The following is a 16,914-nucleotide window of genomic DNA, read 5'->3' as shown; positions in this document are numbered from 1 at the left end:
AGTGAACCGGCAACCCTTTCAGGGGGCCCGCCTAAAGGCGTAACCCCATGCCCATTCGACTTAGTTTTGCGCCTTTCGTTCTTGGAACGTGCGGTGGGCGTTCGCTGGGTTAGCGGTCTCTAAAGTGACTCACCGGGCCGGTGCCGTTGCACCGGATGAACGCCACTTCCTTCTCGGTGACTTCGCGCGCGGTTCAACGGCGGAACCTAACTCACGTGTTCAGCTTGTGCTGTTTATGAGCACGCGCGGCATCAACTTCCTGGACAAATGGCTGGCAGAGCATCTGCCGAATGCGATCACCGACGATCCGGTGGCAGTCAGCGACCTGGCCGACGAATGCATAAAGGCGGCACTGCGCGAAGGCATTGCACCGTGGGAGATCGACGAGGAGGTCGGCAGCGTCTTCGAGGCGATCTTCGAAGCCATGCAGCACCGCGACGGCAGCTTGGCGGATTGAATCCGAGCCAGAAATCGGGGCCAACGTTCAGGTGTCAACTCCTACTGTGGTGGATCCCACCCCCCTAGACTTGAAGTAAGCCGATGGTGACGTCGAGCCGCGTGCGCTGGCCGGCTCCCCTGTAGCGCGCTATATCGGCCGGATGAGCAAGGGCTGGACGTTTCAATCCCTGATCGACGCGAAGATGACCGTGACGGCGTTTTGCCACTGGTCGCCCTGCAACCATAGCCAGAAGCTCGATCTCGCCCAGCTCCGGGACCGCTACGGCCCTGACTCGCCGGCAATGGCCGATGACCTCATTCCCAAGCTGAAATGCAACAGATGCGGCGGGACGGCCGTAGGGGTGATCTACACGCCCGACACAAGACCCAACGCCCATGGCAAGGCCAAAGGCGGCTAATCGACCTACCTACGCGGGCGGCCCAGCGGTCTGGGGTGGGGCTTGGGGTTCGGCCGCCGGGCCTACCGGCAAACTCATAGGGGGACGTTTGTCGGCAACCGCAATTATAGGCCGATATAGCGGGATATAGAATAGGTCTGCCGGGCGCTTTCAGAACCTGCCCAAGCCAGGGCGGCTCGAATAGCCACACGGACATGACGATGATGACAATCGCCATGGCCATGATGAAAAGCGCGATCTTCCGGGACCACTATCCATTCTTGGCTGCTGATAACAACCTTGGCCTCAAAGGCAATTCAAATAGACGTTAGGGCTGCCCGGCTGTCTATCGACCCTTTCGCAGCCTCACCGACCACGCTGCTATCCAGCTCACCTGTGCCTTCGAAGCGAGGTCCCACCGGACCCGATATTTCACATCCCCCGTTCGGCAACGGAAGGGCCAAGCGCAACCGCTAGGACGGTGAGCAGCCCGCTGACAGGCGCCAACTTATCGCTCGATTTGGCATGATAAGTCCCCCACAAACCCATGCTCCAAGTTTTTAGGCCCAAGGCAACTGTCCGTCAGAATCCCACACGGACGGAATCCGAACGACCTGTGCATGGCCAAAGCCTGCCGGAGCTTTCTGGGGCGTTTGAGACACGTCAGCGATGACCGACGCCCTCATCCCTTGCCGACAAGCCGGCACATGGATGCGGAAAACGCGATCGAATTTTGCACCGCAGGCATCGTCGTAGCTTGCGAACTCGGGAGACGTCTATGTGCAACGCCGAAGAGCCGGGTACCGGAGCCACCTCGCTATGCGCAGATTAGTCAATGCAGACGCGCGGGCCAGGTGCGAAGCGACTACCGTTGCGTGGAGCCCCTGTTGCCGGGGTCAGATTGGCGCAGGTCACCTTTTCTCCTGGCACCTAGGCTGTCTTGGCCAACACCGATGCGGTCTCTTCGATTGGTGTTTCTGGTCCGAAGAACGGCTTCGCCTCAATCGCTTGTTGCGCAACGGTGCGGCACGACTTTCTTCCCCTGCCGGCTGCGCCGTCATTCCTCGCGGAGCAACTAAGTCGCTCCAGCGCCGTCCTCCGCTGCGCTTCGGCCCTCCGGTGCGCAAGCGATCGCCTTCGACCTTTCGACCACCATCGAGCCGCAATGGTGTGGAGCTCGAGACATTACGATCAAGGAGAAATTATCATGGCCACCACAAGCACGTCGTTGCAGTTTCTGGCCAGACCGTGTGTCGGAAAGGGCTCACCATTTCCGCGGATGGCACCGAAGTCGGCACGGCGCTCAAACGCGATCGCGCCGGTCGCGATCTGCCAGTTTGGCAGGGCTGCCGGCCCATTCCCGTCGGCGCCGTCTTCCTGATGAACAGTCAAGTCCGTGACAGCTTCGACGGACGTTACTTCGGCCTCCTCCCCATAGATCACATCGTCGGCCGCGCGGTTCACCTGTGGACGGATGAGCAGGGCGACGGCCGCTTCCAATGGCGCGCGTCAGCGCGGTGAGCGCGCCACCGGCGGCGCCTTCCGTGCCGTTGGATCGTCACCGCACCCATCAAGACAGGAGACAGGACATGCCACAGATCGGAGAGTTCATCCGCCATCAGACGGGGTATTCAGGTCGAATCCGCACGCTCAGCCTCAACCTCGAGGTTGCGATCGTCGTGGCGGAAGCGAGCGATGCGGACAATGCGCCCGACTATCGTGTGCACGCTGGAGCAGAAGACGGCACCGCGATTGGCGCCGGTTGGAAACACTCGAGCGAAAAGGCCGGCGAGTTCGTAACGCTGCAGTTAGATGACCCGACTTTCGCGCAGCCGATCCGCGCCTATCTGTTCCAGAACGGCGACGACAACAAGTCCTGGTCCTTGCAATGGTCGCGCCCGCGTGAGCGCGCAGAGAAGGACAGGTGATGTCCGCGCGCCGTCGGCCGACGACCCAACCGGGAGCGCCCGCATCGCCTCGCACGTGCCGGCGCAGACCTCTTGGCGTGCTTGGCGGGCTCAGCATCCTATGCCTGGTTTCCGCGCATGCCCTGGCGCAGAGCCCGACAGTCGACTTGCCGTCGGCGCGCAAACTCTATGACGTCCACATCGCGGAAGCGGCGCGGCGCTTTCGCCTTCCGCCCGCGTGGATCCGCTCCGTTCTCATCGCCGAAAGCGCCGGCGACCAACGTGCCATATCGCGCAAGGGCGCCATGGGTCTGATGCAGATTGTGCCTGATACCTGGTTCGATCTGCGCGACAGGTACCGGCTGGGCCGCGATCCCTACGATCCGCACGACAACATCATCGCAGGCTCGGCCTATATCCGCGAACTGCTCGACCGCTACGGATCGCCCGGCTGGATCGCCGCCTACAACGCCGGTCCTGGACGCTACGAGGCCTCACTGCAAGGCAGGCGGCTGCCTCGCGAAACGCGCGCCTATGTCACCGTCGTTACATCCGCCATCGGCAATGACGGCGCACGGGAAACTATTGGTCCGGCAGTCCCGACACAGCACAATTGGAAGCGGGCACCGCTTTTCGTTGCGCAGCCGGGCGACCGGCTCACCGACCGTTCGCTGCAACCGCGGCGTTCCCGCGATAGCGGTTCAGAGTCTGTGCCAAAGGACGGGCTGGCCGACGCCGAACCTCGCTCAAACGGCGTGTTCGTGCCCAAAGCGAGTGAAAGGTCTTCGAAATGAGCCGCGTAAGCGCTTTTCGCATCATCTCGCGCCCTAGCGTACATTGGCGTGCGGAGAGGGGAGAGGCAGGCAACACAACCGAGGGATGGCTAGATAAAAGCCCGCACATTGTGTGCTGGCCGGTCGGTTGGTTTTTGGGGATTTTCAGGTGCCCTGCGCACATTGCGGTCATTCGGCGCAATGTGCGTCGAATACCCAAGGCTTTGTATCGGCATCCTCTTTTCCACGTTGCAGGACAACGCCATGGCCGATGAGCGCGAGCTTCGCATCCGACCGGGGCGAATACGCTCCAACCGCGATCAGGCCGTGCGGCCGTTCATCGCCCAGGCCTTGGCGGCGGCGAAGAGAGCTGGTGGAAGCATCTCCCGCACCGGTCAAATCAGCCCGGGCAACCGATCGCGCTTCGGCCGGGGCCGGATCGCCAACATCCAGGCCAACCGCCTGCTGGCCGATCGCTCGCGCGTCACGGTCATCAAGACCCGCGTCGTTCGTCACTCCGGGCGTGCCGTCCCGCTCACCGCACACCTTTCCTACCTGCAACGCGAGGGCGTGACCCGTGACGGGGAAAAGGCCCGCATGTTCGGCCCCGAAGCCGATGATGCCAGCGTCAAGGTGTTTGCCGAGCGCTGTGATGGCGACCGCCACCATTTCCGCTTCATCGTCTCGCCAGAGGATGCGCCGGAGATGTCCGACCTCAGATCCTTCACCCGCGACCTTATGCGGCATATGGAGAAGGATCTCGGCACGAAGCTCGATTGGGTCGCGGCGGACCATTGGAACACCGACAATCCCCATATCCACGTCATCCTGCGTGGACGCACAGGTGACGGGCAAGATCTCGTCATCTCACGCGACTACATCAAGGAAGGGATGCGCGCCCGAGCCGCCGATATCGTTACCCAGGAACTCGGCCCTCGGTCGGATCTCGACATCCGCCGCAATCTGCAGCGGCAGATCGAAGCCGAACGCTGGACCCAGCTTGATCGTCAACTGCGCCGCGACATGTCGCGCACCGGCACCATCGATCTTGCCCCAAGTGCCTATAGGCCCACCGACGAGTATCACGTGCAAAAGGTCGGCCGCCTGCGCAAGCTCGAAGCCCTTGGTCTTGCCGATCAAGTTGCCCAAGGTCAATGGGTGATTGACGACAGGGCCGAGACGACCCTGCGCGCGCTCGGCGAGCGTGGCGACATCATCAAACGAATGCACCGCGCCTTGACCGAGCGCGGGATCGAGCGCGGGTCGGGCGGTTATGTCTTGGCGGCCGAAAGCCTCGATACACCCATTGTCGGGCGACTGCTTGATCGCGGTCTCGACGACGAGCTGAGCGGCACTGCCTACGCCGTCGTCGACGGCGTCGACGGACGCACGCACCACATCAGACTTGGCGATCTGGAGGCAACTGGGGATGGTCCGCCAGGGTCGATCGTCGAATTGCGCAGCTTCGAAGATGCGAGGGGCCGGCGCAGGGTTGCACTCGCCGTCCGCTCCGACCTCGGCCTGCATGAGCAGATCACGGCAGCTGGGGCGACCTGGCTCGACAGGCAAGCCATCGCTCGCGAGCCCGCCGCCTTGAGCGCAGGTGGCTTCGGCGCCGAGGTTCACGAGGCTTTGGATCAGCGGGCCGGACACCTCATCAACGAAGGCCTTGCGAAGCGTTTGGGTGCGCGCGTTGTTTTCAACAGCAACCTGATCGAGACATTGCGCCGCCGAGAACTCGAACTGGTCGGTGCAAAGATCGCGGCCGAGTCCGGACAGCCGTTCAACCGTCCTGCCAGTGGAGCCTATGTCGCCGGCATCTATCGCCAGCGCTTGTCGCTTGCGTCAGGCCGCTTTGCCATGGTCGACGACGGCCTTGGCTTTCAACTCGTGCCCTGGACGCCCTCCCTCGAAAAACATCTCGGCCAGCATGTCTCCGGTGTCTCCCGAGATGGCGGAGGTGTCGACTGGAGCTTTGGCCGCAAGCGGGGGCTTGGCCTCTAAGGACACAAGAAGGAACCATGCCATGTCCGCCACCAAAATCCTCTGGGGCCAGATACTCACGGTCTTCCTGATCGTCCTGTTGACGATCTGGACAGCGACGCAATGGACCGCGTGGAGGCTGGGCTACCAGGCGCAACTCGGGCCGCCCTGGTTCGATCTGGCCGGCCTGCCCATCTACTATCCGCCTTCCTTGTTCTGGTGGTGGTACTTTTACGACGCCTACGCTCCGGATGTTTTCGCCGAAGGCGGCCTGGTCGCCGTGTCGGGGGGCTTCCTCTCGATCATCGTCGCGATCGGCATGTCAGTGTGGCGGGCGCGTGAATCCAAAAATGTCTACACCTATGGTTCGGCGCGATGGGCCGGCAGGAGGGAAGTGGAGGCGGCTGGCCTGCTTGGCGCCGACGGCGTCGTGCTTGGGCGCTACGATCTCCACTACCTGCGCCACGACGGACCCGAGCATGTTCTGTGCTTTGCTCCGACCCGATCGGGGAAGGGCGTCGGCCTGGTGGTGCCTTCGCTGTTTGCCTGGCCGGGTTCCGCGATCGTCCACGACATCAAGGGTGAGAACTGGCAGCTCACCGCCGGCTTCCGCGCTCAGCACGGTCGCGTGCTGCTCTTCGATCCGACCAATTCCAGATCGTCGGCCTACAATCCACTCCTCGAAGTCCGCCGCGGCGAATGGGAGGTTCGCGATGTCCAGAACATCGCCGACATTCTGGTCGATCCGGAAGGTAGCCTGGAAAAGCGCAACCATTGGGAAAAGACCAGTCACGCGTTGCTGGTCGGCGCTATCCTTCACGTCCTTTATGCCGAGAATGACAAGACGCTCGCCGGCGTTGCCGCCTTCCTCTCCGATCCGAAGCGTCCGATCGAGTCGACGCTGGCGGCGATGATGCGAACCGCGCATCTCGGCGAACCCGGCCCGCATCCGGTCATCGCCAGTGCTGCGCGCGAGCTGCTCAACAAATCCGACAACGAGCGCTCCGGCGTGCTGTCCACTGCCATGTCCTTCCTCGGCCTCTATCGCGATCCCGTCGTCGCCGAGGTAACAAGGCGCTGCGACTGGCGCATCGCCGACATCGTCGGCGGCAAGCAACCGGCGACGCTCTACCTGGTCGTGCCGCCGTCCGACATCAATCGGACCAAGCCGCTCATACGCCTCATCCTGAACCAGATCGGGCGTCGCCTGACCGAGGACCTGCGCACAAAGACCAGCCGCCACCGGTTGCTGCTGATGCTGGATGAGTTTCCAGCGCTCGGCCGCCTCGACTTCTTCGAGAGCGCGCTGGCCTTCATGGCAGGATATGGGCTGAAGAGCTTCCTGATTGCTCAGTCACTGAATCAGATCGAAAAGGCTTACGGCCCGAATAACTCCATCCTCGACAACTGTCATGTTCGCGTCAGCTTCGCGACCAACGACGAAAGAACAGCCAAGCGTGTCTCCGACGCGCTGGGCACAGCGACGGAGATGCGGGCAATGAAGAACTATGCCGGTCACCGGCTGTCGCCTTGGCTCGGGCATCTCATGGTGTCGAGGCAAGAGACCGCCCGCCAGTTGCTGACCCCTGGAGAGGTCATGCAGCTTCCACCGACCGACGAGATCGTGATGGTGGCGGGTGTGCCGCCGATCCGAGCGAAGAAGGCCCGCTACTACGAGGATGCCCGCTTCCAGGAGCGCGTGCTGCCGCCACCTGAACTGTTCCGTCCGGAAGGGAGGCATCCCGATGATTGGAGCCTCCTGCCGGTCCTGGCCGGCGGCGTTGTTGACACTCCCCAAGGTTCGCCGCGACAGGACGATGAAGATACGACGGGATCCGAGCAGCGCCAACAGCCCGAACTCAATCGCGCGCCGCCAGTCGAGAAGACGGCCGCGATCGAGAACGAGTTCGAGATCGAGCAGGTGGATGATGGCGACGATGATGCCGTCAGCAATCGACGCCTGGCTCGCCTCGTAGAGGGCGTGGCGCGTCAGGTTTCGCTGGACCCCGATGACGGCATGGAGTTGTAGCCGCCATGACCGCTCGCCAGAAGAAAGTGCAGATCTCCGTCTATCTCGATCCGCCCCTCATGACGATGCTTCAGGACTATGCGGCGCGACGCGATCAATCCCAGTCCATGATAGCCGAAGCCGCGATCGCTTCGTTCCTGTCGCCCGATGCGGATGAGCGTCGCGAGGCCGCGATCACCAAGCGCCTCGACCAGGTCGACCGCCGCCTGGCCAGGCAGGAACGCGATATAGGCATCGCGGTCGAGACCTTGGCCGTGTTCGTCCGCTTTTGGTTGGCGACTACGCCCGCCTTGCCGGAGCCAGCAGCACAGGCTGCGCGATCCAAGGCAGCGGAACGCTACGAGGCCTTTGTCACTGCCCTGGGCCGGCGGCTGGCGAAGGGGCCGAAGCTGCGGCAGGAGATTTCGGAGGATGTCGATCCGAAAGAATCCGGCGGGGTTTAGGCGCATCACTTTGCGTTGTCGGCGGGTGTCCAGCTAATGACAGATGTGTTTACATTTTTTCCATAATGCGGCGATAATCGCCGCAAATTCCAATTGTTGTAAACCAATGGCGATCATGATAGTTTATAAAAATGGAAAATTGCGGCGATCATCGCCGCGTATGCGGAAATCTACAAACCCATGCCAACGAATGCTGATCGCCGAGCGCTGCTTCAAACCCTGCTACCCGAGGGGCTTCCGGTAACGAAGCAATGGCTAAAGAAGCAAAGCCCGCAATTTGATCGTCATGCAGTGGATAATCTGCTCAAAAGCAACCAGCTCAGATCGCTGGCGCCGGGCGTCTATGTGCGGCCCGGCACTCATTTGACCTGGCAAGGCGTGGTGGCCGCCTTGGAGAGCATGTTCGGCAGGGATCTTAGTGTCGGCGGGCTGACCGCGCTCGAGCTGCAGGGATTTGCGCATTACCTGCCGCTGTCGCGCCAAAGGACAGTGCATCTTTACAGTAAGGCCGCTTTGCCGGCCTGGCTGAACCATGCGATACCGACCGTAAAATTCATACGCCACAACGGCCTTCCCTCGCTTTTGGGATTCGGGCTCGTCCACCGCGAATATGATCCGGTCGAGCGCACGCTTGTAGATGTGCAAGCTCCGGGCCGGCAGCAGGATTTTTGGTCTGTCACCTTATCATCGCCCGAAAGGGCCTATCTGGAGGTGCTGATGGATGTTCCGGAGACGGTCTCGTTCGAGCACGCCAATCAACTGCTTCAGGGGATGACGACGCTTTCGCCACGGCGCATGGAGCAGCTTTTGCGCAAGTGCACCAGCGTCAAGGTTCGCCGCCTGTTCTACTGGATGGCCGAGCGCAATAATTATGCATGGTTCAAGAGGCTGCCCGCTCCCAAAGCGCTCGATGCGCTCGGCCTTGGTAGCGGCAACAGGGTTCTGGCCAAGGACGGCAGACTCGATTCAAAATATCGCATAACCATCCCGGAGGAGATGTGGACAGCACCAGCCCTTACTACGGACAAGTCCGCCTCCTGACCCGCATCCTGCCACTGGTGGCAGTCGAGAAATCGTTTGCGCTGAAAGGCGGCACCGCCATCAATCTCTTTGTCCGCGACCTGCCGCGCCTCTCCGTCGACATCGACCTTGTCTATCTGCCGATGGATGATCGCGACACGGCATTGAAAAACGTGGCGGAGGCGCTTGCCCGCATCGCGGACGCCATCAGCGCCGCGATGCCCGGAACCGAAATCATTCGCTCCTTCGAGCATCAGGCCGATGCGTTGCGCCTCTTCATTTCGTAGGGCGCCGACCGAATCAAGATCGAGCTCTCCCCGGTGCTACGCGGGTCCGTGCTTCCAGAGGAATTGCGCGAAGTATCGCCGGCGGTCGAAGAGCAGTTCGGCTATGTCGAAATGCAACTGCTGTCTTTTCCGGACCTGTATGCCGGAAAAATCTGTGCCGCACTCGACCGGCAGCATCCGCGGGATCTTTTTGACGTGAAGCTGCTCGTTGAGAGCGAGGGCCTCACCGAGGATCTGGTCAGGACCTTTCTGGTTTACCTCATCAGCCACAACCGGACGATGGCAGAACTGTTGCAACCCACCCGCAAGAACATAGCCGGCATCTACGAAGGGGAATTCGTCCGTATGTCCCAGGTCGAAGTCAGCCTCGACGAACTCCTCACCGTTCGCGAACGACTGGTCAGCGACCTCAACAGGGCTTTGACCGACAATCAGCGCAAATTTCTTCTATCGTTCAAAGCCAGTCGACCGGATTGGAGCCTGCTCGATGTCGTGGGCGCCGACAGGCTTCCCGCGGTCCGCTGGAAGCTGCACAATCTGGAACGCATGCCGCGAGCGAGGCAGCGTGCGGCGTATGACAATCTGGAGCGCGTGCTCGGCCTCGGTTCCAGTTGAAGTCGAGCAAGATTTGCCGCTCGACGCATTCCCTAGCGACGGCAACCAAGGCCATCCTCGAGGTCGGAGGGCCGCGGTTCGGTTCAACACCGAGGCTCATCATTGCAGCCGTTCTTCTGTTATCTGCACGCGCACTATACGCACTCGCGCATAGATCGGCTTTATACGCGATTGCGTATAAATGGCGGTTATGCGCTATCGCTGATGAATCTAGCGACGGATGCGCAATCCCCGCGTCGGTCTCCTCTCCTTAAGATCGGCAATAACAGGCGCGGCTCGCGGCGACGTGAGTTGTGGGGAGCCCGGTTCACCGATCCGACCCCGATCGCTCTCCGATCAACGAGAAAAGGCAGCCGCACCGCCGCTCTCCTGTAATTACACGCCACGCTACTACGCCTCGATATACTTGTTGAACCGAACCGATATCCGGTTCTCTTAGTCATCCCCGAGCGGGGACCATCCGAGTTGTCCCCAACGGAAAGACGGGGACGAGATGACGGTTTCGCAAAACAATAGCGAAGGACGCGCCCGCAGCTCGCGCATGCTGCGCACGGCGCTCGGAGCCGAAATAGCACGGCTGCTGGACGATCCCGTGGTCGTCGAAGTCATGCTGAATCCCGACGGCCGGATTTGGGTGGACCGCCTCACCGAAGGTCTGGCCGAGACGGGGAAGGTGCTGTCTGCCGCCGATGGCGAGCGCATCGTGCGCCTGGTGGCTCATCACGTCGGCGCGGAAGTGCATCCGTGCTCTCCACGGGTCTCTGCCGAATTGCCCGAAACCGGGGAACGGTTCGAAGGACTGCTGCCGCCGGTCGTCGCCGCGCCGGCCTTTGCCATCCGCAAGCCAGCTGTCGCGATCTTCACACTCGAAGACTACGTGGCGGCTGGTATCATGACAGACGGTCAGGCGGCGACGTTGCGCGCTGCCGTCGCTGCCCGCGCAAACATCCTCGTCGCCGGCGGCACGTCCACGGGCAAGACGACGCTCACCAACGCCTTGCTCGCCGAAGTGGCGAAAGGGGCCGATCGCGTCGTCATCATCGAGGACACGCGCGAACTCCAGTGCGCGGCGCCCAACCTTGTCGCCATGCGCACAAAAGATGGTGTCGCCAACCTCTCCGACCTCGTCCGATCCTCAATGCGCCTGCGACCCGACCGCATCCCGATCGGTGAGGTGCGCGGCGCCGAGGCCCTCGACCTGCTGAAGGCATGGGGCACCGGGCACCCCGGCGGCATCGGCACCATCCATGCCGGCTCCGGGATCGGGGCGCTGCGCCGTCTCGAGCAACTCATCCAGGAAGCCGTCGTCACGGTGCCGCGCGCGCTGATCGCCGAAACCATTGACCTTGTCGCCGTCCTGTCGGGACGCGGTCCCGCACGGCGACTGACCGAACTCGCACGCATCGATGGCCTTGGACCCGACGGCGACTATCGCACCTCCCAAGCCACCCCGAACAACACAGGAGACAAATCATGATCCACAATCTTTCCCGTGAGCACCTGGCTACGGCGGCGACAACCCTCGTCATCTCTCTCATGGTGGCCCCGGCCGCCAATGCCGCCGGCTCCTCGATGCCGTGGGAGCAACCACTCGAAAAAATCCTTCAGTCGATCGAAGGGCCGGTCTCCAAGATCATTGCCGTCATCATCATCATCGTCACCGGCCTGACGCTTGCCTTTGGCGATACGTCCGGCGGCTTCAGGCGGCTGATCCAGATCGTCTTTGGCCTGTCGATCGCCTTCGCGGCGTCGAGCTTCTTTTTGTCGTTCTTCTCGTTTGGCGGCGGAGCGTTGATCTGATGGCAACCGCTTTCGAACAGCTCGACGCAGTGCCCGGTTTCACCGTCGCCGTTCATAGGGCGCTGACCGAGCACATACTGCTTGGCGGCGCACCCCGCTCCATCGCGATCCTGAACGGCACACTGGCAGGCGCGGTTGGCCTTGGCCTGCGCCTCTGGCTGGCCGGTCTCGTCATCTGGGTGTTTGGGCATTTCATGGCGGTGTGGGCTGCAAAGCGCGATCCGTTGTTCGTGGAAGTCGGCCGCCGGCATCTGCGCCTCCCCGCTCACATGTCTGTTTGAGGGCGCGATTATGATGAACCTTGCCGAATATCGCCGCCGCGCCAGCCGCCTTGCCGACTACCTGCCATGGGTTGCGCTCGTCGCGCCTGGCGTGGTGCTGAACAAGGATGGCAGCTTTCAGCGATCCGCTACGTTCCGCGGGCCGGATCTTGAATCCGCCGTCGCGGCCGAACTGGTCGCGGTGGCCTCGCGCATCAACAATGCCGTCCGTCGCCTCGGTTCGGGTTGGAGCCTCTTTGTCGAGGCGCAGCGGCACGCCGCCGCGACCTATCCCGAAAGCCAGTTTCCCGATCCCGCCTCTCGCCTGGTCGACGCCGAGCGCAAGGCCGAGTTCGAAGAAGAAGAAGTTCATTTCGTATCGAGCTACTTCCTCACCTTCCTTTATTTGCCGCCGGCCGAGGAAGCAGCCCGCGCCGAGACGTGGCTCTACGAGGGACGCGATCAGTCCGGGATAGATGCCAACGAAATTCTGCGCGCCTTTGTCGACCGCACCGAGCGCGTGTTCTCCCTGCTCGACGGCTTCATGCCGGAATGCCGCTGGCTCGATGACAGCGAGACGCTGACCTACCTGCATTCGACGATCTCGACCAAGCGCCATCGCGTGTGCGTCCCGGAGACACCCATCTATCTCGATGCGCTGCTGGCCGACCTGCCACTGACCGGGGGGCTTGAACCGTGCCTTGGCGACCAGCATCTTCGCGTGCTCACCATCGTCGGCTTCCCGACCGCGACCACGCCGGGTCTGCTCGATGACCTCAACCGGCTCGCCTTTCCCTATCGCTGGTCGACGCGCGCGATCCTGCTCGACAAGACTGATGCCGCCAAGCTGCTGACGAAGATCCGTCGGCAATGGTTTGCCAAGCGCAAGTCGATTGCGGCGATCCTGAAGGAGGTCATGACCAACGAGGCCTCCGTGCTGGTGGACACCGACGCCGCCAACAAGTCCGCCGACGCCGACATGGCCTTGCAGGAACTCGGGGCAGACGTGGCGGGCATGGCCTACGTCACTGCGACCGTCACGGTCTGGGACGCCGATCCGCGGGTGTCGCAGGAGAAACTTCGTCTCGTCGAGAAGGTCATTCAGGGCCGCGACTTCACCGCCATGGTCGAAACCATCAATGCCGTGGACGCCTGGCTCGGCTCATTGCCGGGACATGCCTACGCCAATGTACGCCAGCCGCCCATCTCGACACTCAATCTCGCCCACATGGTTCCCCTCTCTGCCGTGTGGGCGGGGCCGGAACGGGACGAGCACTTCGGTGCGCCCCCCTTGCTCTATGGCAAGACCGAGGGCTCGACCCCGTTCCGGTTGTCCCTGCATGTCGGCGACGTCGGGCACACGCTTGTCGTGGGCCCGACCGGCGCCGGCAAGTCGGTGCTGCTGGCTCTGATGGCCTTGCAGTTTCGCCGCTATGCGCGGGCCCAGGTCTTCGCCTTCGATTTCGGCGGTTCGATCCGTGCCGCGACACTTGCCATGGGCGGCGATTGGCACGATCTCGGGGGCGAACTCACCGAAGGCACCGAAGCCTCGGTCTCCCTCCAGCCACTTGCCCGCATACACGACGCCTACGAGCGCGCCTGGGCCGCCGACTGGGTTGTCGCGATCCTGGCGCGGGAAGGCATCGCTATTACCCCTGATGCCAAGGAGCATATCTGGGCCGCCCTGACGTCGCTCGCCTCGGCGCCAGTCGAGGAACGCACCATCACCGGCCTCAGCGTGCTTTTGCAGGCGAACGATCTGAAGCTGGCCCTTCGCTCCTATTGCATCGGCGGCCCCTATGGCCGGTTGCTCGATGCCGAGGCGGAGCACCTTGGCGCGGCATCCGTGCAGGCTTTCGAGATCGAGGGTCTTGTTGGCACCGGAGCCGCGCCGGCGGTTCTCTCCTACCTCTTCCATCGCATCGGTGACCGACTCGACGGGCGGCCGACATTGCTGATCATCGACGAGGGCTGGCTCGCCCTTGACGACCAAGGTTTCGCCGGCCAGTTGCGCGAATGGCTAAAGACGCTCCGCAAGAAGAACGCCAGCGTCATCTTCGCCACTCAGTCGCTGTCCGACATCGATAACTCGAAGATCGCCCCGGCGATCATCGAGAGCTGCCCGACCCGGCTGCTCTTGCCCAATGAACGCGCGATCGAGCCGCAGATCACGGCGATCTATCGCCGCTTCGGCCTCAACGATCGCCAGATAGAAATCCTGGCTCGCGCCACGCCGAAACGCGACTACTACTGCCAGTCCCGGCGTGGCAACCGTCTCTTCGAGCTCAGCCTGTCCGAAGTTGGGCTGGCGCTCTGCGCCGCATCCTCAAAAACCGATCAGGCCTTGATCGCCAGCATCGCCGCCGAACACGGGCGTGACGGGTTCCTTGCATCCTGGCTGCGCGCCCGAAACGTCGGCTGGGCCGCTGACCTCATTCCCGATCTCTCCACCTCCCTACCGCAAGCTGAAAAGGAGCTCCAATCATGACAAGCCGTGGAAACTGCTCTCAGGCTGTGTTGCTGGCCGCCGCCTTGCTCACCGCACCGGTTGCGACCTCGCTGATGGTGACTGCGCCGGCGCAGGCATTCATCGTCTTCGATCCATCCAACTATTCGCAAAATGTGCTGACGGCGGCGCGATCCCTGCAGCAGATCACCAACCAGATCACCTCTCTGCAGAACCAGGCCCAGATGTTGATCAACCAGGCACGCAATCTTGCGAGCCTGCCTTTTTCTTCGCTGCAACAGTTGCAGCAATCGGTGCAGCGCACGCAGCAGCTCCTCAGCCAGGCGCAGAACGTTGCCTTCGACGTCCAGCAGATCGACGAGGCTTTCCAGCAGCAGTATGGCAGCGTCTCTCTGTCCACTTCCGACCAGCAACTCGTCACGGATGCGCACTCGCGATGGCAGAATACGGTCGGCGGCCTGCAGGATGCGATGCGCGTGCAAGCGGGTGTGGTCGAAAACATCGACACCAATCGCACGCAGATGTCGGGGCTTGTCGGCGCCAGTCAATCAGCGACCGGCGCGCTGCAGGCGACGCAGGCCGGCAACCAGCTCCTCGCGCTGCAGGCGCAACAGCTCGCTGACCTCACCGCCGTTGTCGCCGCCAACGGTCGCGCCCAGGCGTTGACCGAAGCCGAACGTGCCGCCGCCGCCGACCAGGGCCGAGAGCAGCGCCGTCGCTTCCTCACCCCCGGCTCCGGCTACCAGGCCGGCAATGCCACGATGTTCAATCGCTGAGGGTTCCGACCGTGGATAGCAAGTCACTTGCCCGCGTCGTCGCCGTCATCTTTGTCGCGGTCGCCGTTACGGCGACCGCGCTCGAGATGACCCGGAAGGAGGAAAGGCCGCACGATGCCGCTACTCAGTTGCCTGCCGCTTTGGTGCCGAACCCGCCCCGCGAGGGTCTGCGCCGCTGCCAGATATTGGGTGAGGTTGCATTGCGCGACAGCGGTTGTTTGCGCCTGTGGGCCGAACAGCGCGACCGGTTCCTCAGGGTTAAAGCGCCATTTGCGACCTCCGCTTCCGGGCCGGTCGGCGCGCCGCCGAAAGATGCGACCTCGCCGGGGACGCGATAGGCATGGGCAACACCGGCGTCATCGACCAATTCCTCGCCACCTTCACTCGCTACATAGACAGTGGGTTCGGCCTGCTTGGTGGCGAAGTTGCCTTTGTCGCCACCACGCTGATCGTCATTGACGTGACGCTTGCCGCCCTCTTCTGGAGCTGGGGCGCCGATGACGACATTCTCGCGCGGCTGGTCAAGAAGACGCTGTTCGTTGGCGTCTTCGCCTACCTGATTTCCAACTGGAACAGCCTTGCCCAAATCGTCTTCGAAAGCTTTTCCGGGCTCGGGCTAAGGGCGAGCGGCACCGGGTTTTCGGTCCAGGACCTGCTTCGTCCAGGCAAGGTCGCGCAAACCGGCCTCGATGCGGGACGACCTCTGCTTGAGGCGATCTCGGGGTTGATGGGCTACGTGTCCTTCTTCGAGAACTTCATCCAGATCGCCTGCCTGCTCTTCGCCTGGGCGCTCGTCCTGCTCGCCTTCTTCATCCTGGCCGTGCAGCTCTTCGTCACCCTGATCGAGTTCAAGCTGTCGACGCTGGCAGGCTTCGTTCTCATCCCCTTCGGCCTCTTCGGCAAGACGGCCTTCATGGCCGAACGCGTGCTTGGCAACGTCATCTCATCGGGCATCAAGGTGCTTGTGCTTGCCGTCGTCATCGGCATCGGCTCGACGCTGTTTGGCGAGTTCACCCAGGGCTTCGGCGGCGAGAACCCGACAATCGACCAGGCGATGGCGATCGTGCTGGCGGCGCTGTCACTGCTTGGGCTCGGTATCTTCGGTCCCGGCATTGCTAACGGTCTTGTCTCCGGCGGATCGCAGCTTGGGGCGGGAGCGGCCGTTGGAACAGGTCTCGCGGCAGGCGGCATGGCGCTCGTCGCCGGCGGCACTGCTGGTGTCGCGATGCGAGGCGGAAGCGCGGCGTTGTCTGCAGCGCCATTGGCGGCACGGCACGGCTCATCTCTCGCAGGCGGTGCGTCTGCCGCCTATACTCTTGGTTCCGCCGGCCAGACTGGCGCCGCGGGCATCGCCTCCGGGATGGGCGGCGTTGCAGGCGCTGGCGTGTCCGCTGCTGCCTCGCCTCTCAAGCGCGCCGCCGCGCGCGCCAGCCAATCGATGAAGTCGAGCTTCGCTTCCGGGGTCAATTCGGCCGTCGAGGCCACCGGTGGGTCATCGACCCAGGGGACTGTCGGAGGCGGGGCCGGTGCAGCCAACGATCCGTCATTCGGCCGCGACGGCCAGACGAGCAGCGTGGCCAGGAGTCCGCCGGACTGGGCCAAACGCATGCAGCGATCGCAGCGCCTCTCTCATGGCGTCCAGGTCACAGCGCACGCCGTGCGTGCCGGCGAAGCCCACGGCAGCGGCACATCGATTTCTCTCTCCGAAGGCAAATGAC

15 protein-coding genes and 2 pseudogenes are annotated in these 16,914 nt (G+C 62.8%); all 17 read left to right on the top strand.

Annotated elements, in window-relative coordinates; all coding sequences use genetic code 11:
* The first annotated feature begins 124 nt into the window (after positions 1-124).
* The 17 genes and pseudogenes from EN786_RS18435 (at position 125) to trbL (ending at position 16,913) form a co-directional block, all read left to right on the top strand.
* Positions 125-457, top strand: a complete 333-nt coding sequence (locus tag EN786_RS18435; protein WP_245478235.1) for a hypothetical protein — start codon at positions 125-127, stop codon at positions 455-457.
* A 142-nt stretch (positions 458-599) separates the two neighbouring features.
* Complete coding sequence (locus tag EN786_RS18430) at positions 600-857, top strand: hypothetical protein (RefSeq protein WP_127282168.1); 258 nt, start codon at positions 600-602, stop codon at positions 855-857.
* A gap of 1,197 nt (positions 858-2,054) precedes the next feature.
* A pseudogene (locus EN786_RS38675) lies at positions 2,055-2,357 on the top strand (S26 family signal peptidase); the annotation flags it as partial.
* Between the two features lie 68 nt (positions 2,358-2,425).
* Positions 2,426-2,764 (top strand): DUF736 domain-containing protein, encoded by a 339-nt coding sequence (locus EN786_RS18420; RefSeq protein ID WP_127282161.1) that lies wholly within the window; start codon positions 2,426-2,428, stop codon positions 2,762-2,764.
* Between the two features lie 77 nt (positions 2,765-2,841).
* Entirely contained in the window at positions 2,842-3,537 is a 696-nt protein-coding gene (locus EN786_RS18415; protein ID WP_348627064.1) for a lytic transglycosylase domain-containing protein, read from the top strand.
* A gap of 243 nt (positions 3,538-3,780) precedes the next feature.
* On the top strand, positions 3,781-5,520 hold the full coding sequence (locus tag EN786_RS18410; protein WP_127309961.1) for a VirD2 family relaxase/mobilization nuclease: 1,740 nt from the start codon (positions 3,781-3,783) through the stop codon (positions 5,518-5,520).
* A 22-nt stretch (positions 5,521-5,542) separates the two neighbouring features.
* Complete coding sequence (locus EN786_RS18405) at positions 5,543-7,528, top strand: conjugal transfer protein TraG (RefSeq protein WP_127309960.1); 1,986 nt, start codon at positions 5,543-5,545, stop codon at positions 7,526-7,528.
* A gap of 5 nt (positions 7,529-7,533) precedes the next feature.
* A complete protein-coding gene (locus EN786_RS18400) occupies positions 7,534-7,971 on the top strand; it encodes a CopG family transcriptional regulator (RefSeq protein WP_127309959.1) in 438 nt (145 codons plus the stop codon).
* 180 nt (positions 7,972-8,151) lie between these two features.
* Entirely contained in the window at positions 8,152-9,012 is an 861-nt protein-coding gene (locus EN786_RS18395; protein WP_127309958.1) for a type IV toxin-antitoxin system AbiEi family antitoxin domain-containing protein, read from the top strand.
* Positions 8,970-9,893, top strand: a pseudogene (locus tag EN786_RS18390) (nucleotidyl transferase AbiEii/AbiGii toxin family protein). Before EN786_RS18395 ends, EN786_RS18390 begins: the two are co-directional and overlap by 43 nt.
* A gap of 493 nt (positions 9,894-10,386) precedes the next feature.
* On the top strand, positions 10,387-11,370 hold the full coding sequence (gene trbB / locus EN786_RS18385; RefSeq protein WP_127309957.1) for a P-type conjugative transfer ATPase TrbB: 984 nt from the start codon (positions 10,387-10,389) through the stop codon (positions 11,368-11,370).
* Positions 11,367-11,693 (top strand): TrbC/VirB2 family protein, encoded by a 327-nt coding sequence (locus EN786_RS18380; protein ID WP_127285574.1) that lies wholly within the window; start codon positions 11,367-11,369, stop codon positions 11,691-11,693. The genes trbB and EN786_RS18380 overlap by 4 nt, the downstream gene beginning before the upstream one ends.
* Positions 11,693-11,974 carry a VirB3 family type IV secretion system protein gene (locus tag EN786_RS18375; RefSeq protein WP_127285575.1) on the top strand — a complete coding sequence of 94 codons (282 nt, stop codon included), beginning with the start codon at positions 11,693-11,695 and terminating at the stop codon, positions 11,972-11,974. The genes EN786_RS18380 and EN786_RS18375 overlap by 1 nt, the downstream gene beginning before the upstream one ends.
* A gap of 10 nt (positions 11,975-11,984) precedes the next feature.
* Entirely contained in the window at positions 11,985-14,441 is a 2,457-nt protein-coding gene (trbE, locus tag EN786_RS18370) for a conjugal transfer protein TrbE (protein WP_127285576.1), read from the top strand.
* Entirely contained in the window at positions 14,438-15,196 is a 759-nt protein-coding gene (gene trbJ, locus EN786_RS18365) for a P-type conjugative transfer protein TrbJ (protein ID WP_127311586.1), read from the top strand. Before trbE ends, trbJ begins: the two co-directional genes overlap by 4 nt.
* An 11-nt stretch (positions 15,197-15,207) precedes the next feature.
* The gene (gene trbK-alt, locus EN786_RS18360; RefSeq protein WP_127311587.1) at positions 15,208-15,534 is read left to right on the top strand and encodes a putative entry exclusion protein TrbK-alt; all 327 of its coding nucleotides are present in this window, start codon (positions 15,208-15,210) and stop codon (positions 15,532-15,534) included.
* A 2-nt stretch (positions 15,535-15,536) separates the two neighbouring features.
* A complete protein-coding gene (trbL, locus tag EN786_RS18355) occupies positions 15,537-16,913 on the top strand; it encodes a P-type conjugative transfer protein TrbL (RefSeq protein WP_127311588.1) in 1,377 nt (458 codons plus the stop codon).
* The last annotated feature ends 1 nt before the right edge of the window (position 16,914 follow it).

It is taken from the genome of Mesorhizobium sp. M4B.F.Ca.ET.143.01.1.1, assembly GCF_004792275.1.
Taxonomy (GTDB): Bacteria; Pseudomonadota; Alphaproteobacteria; order Rhizobiales; family Rhizobiaceae; genus Mesorhizobium; species Mesorhizobium abyssinicae.
Note: the sequence above shows the minus strand (reverse complement) of the source record. Positions and strands in the feature narration are given on the sequence as shown.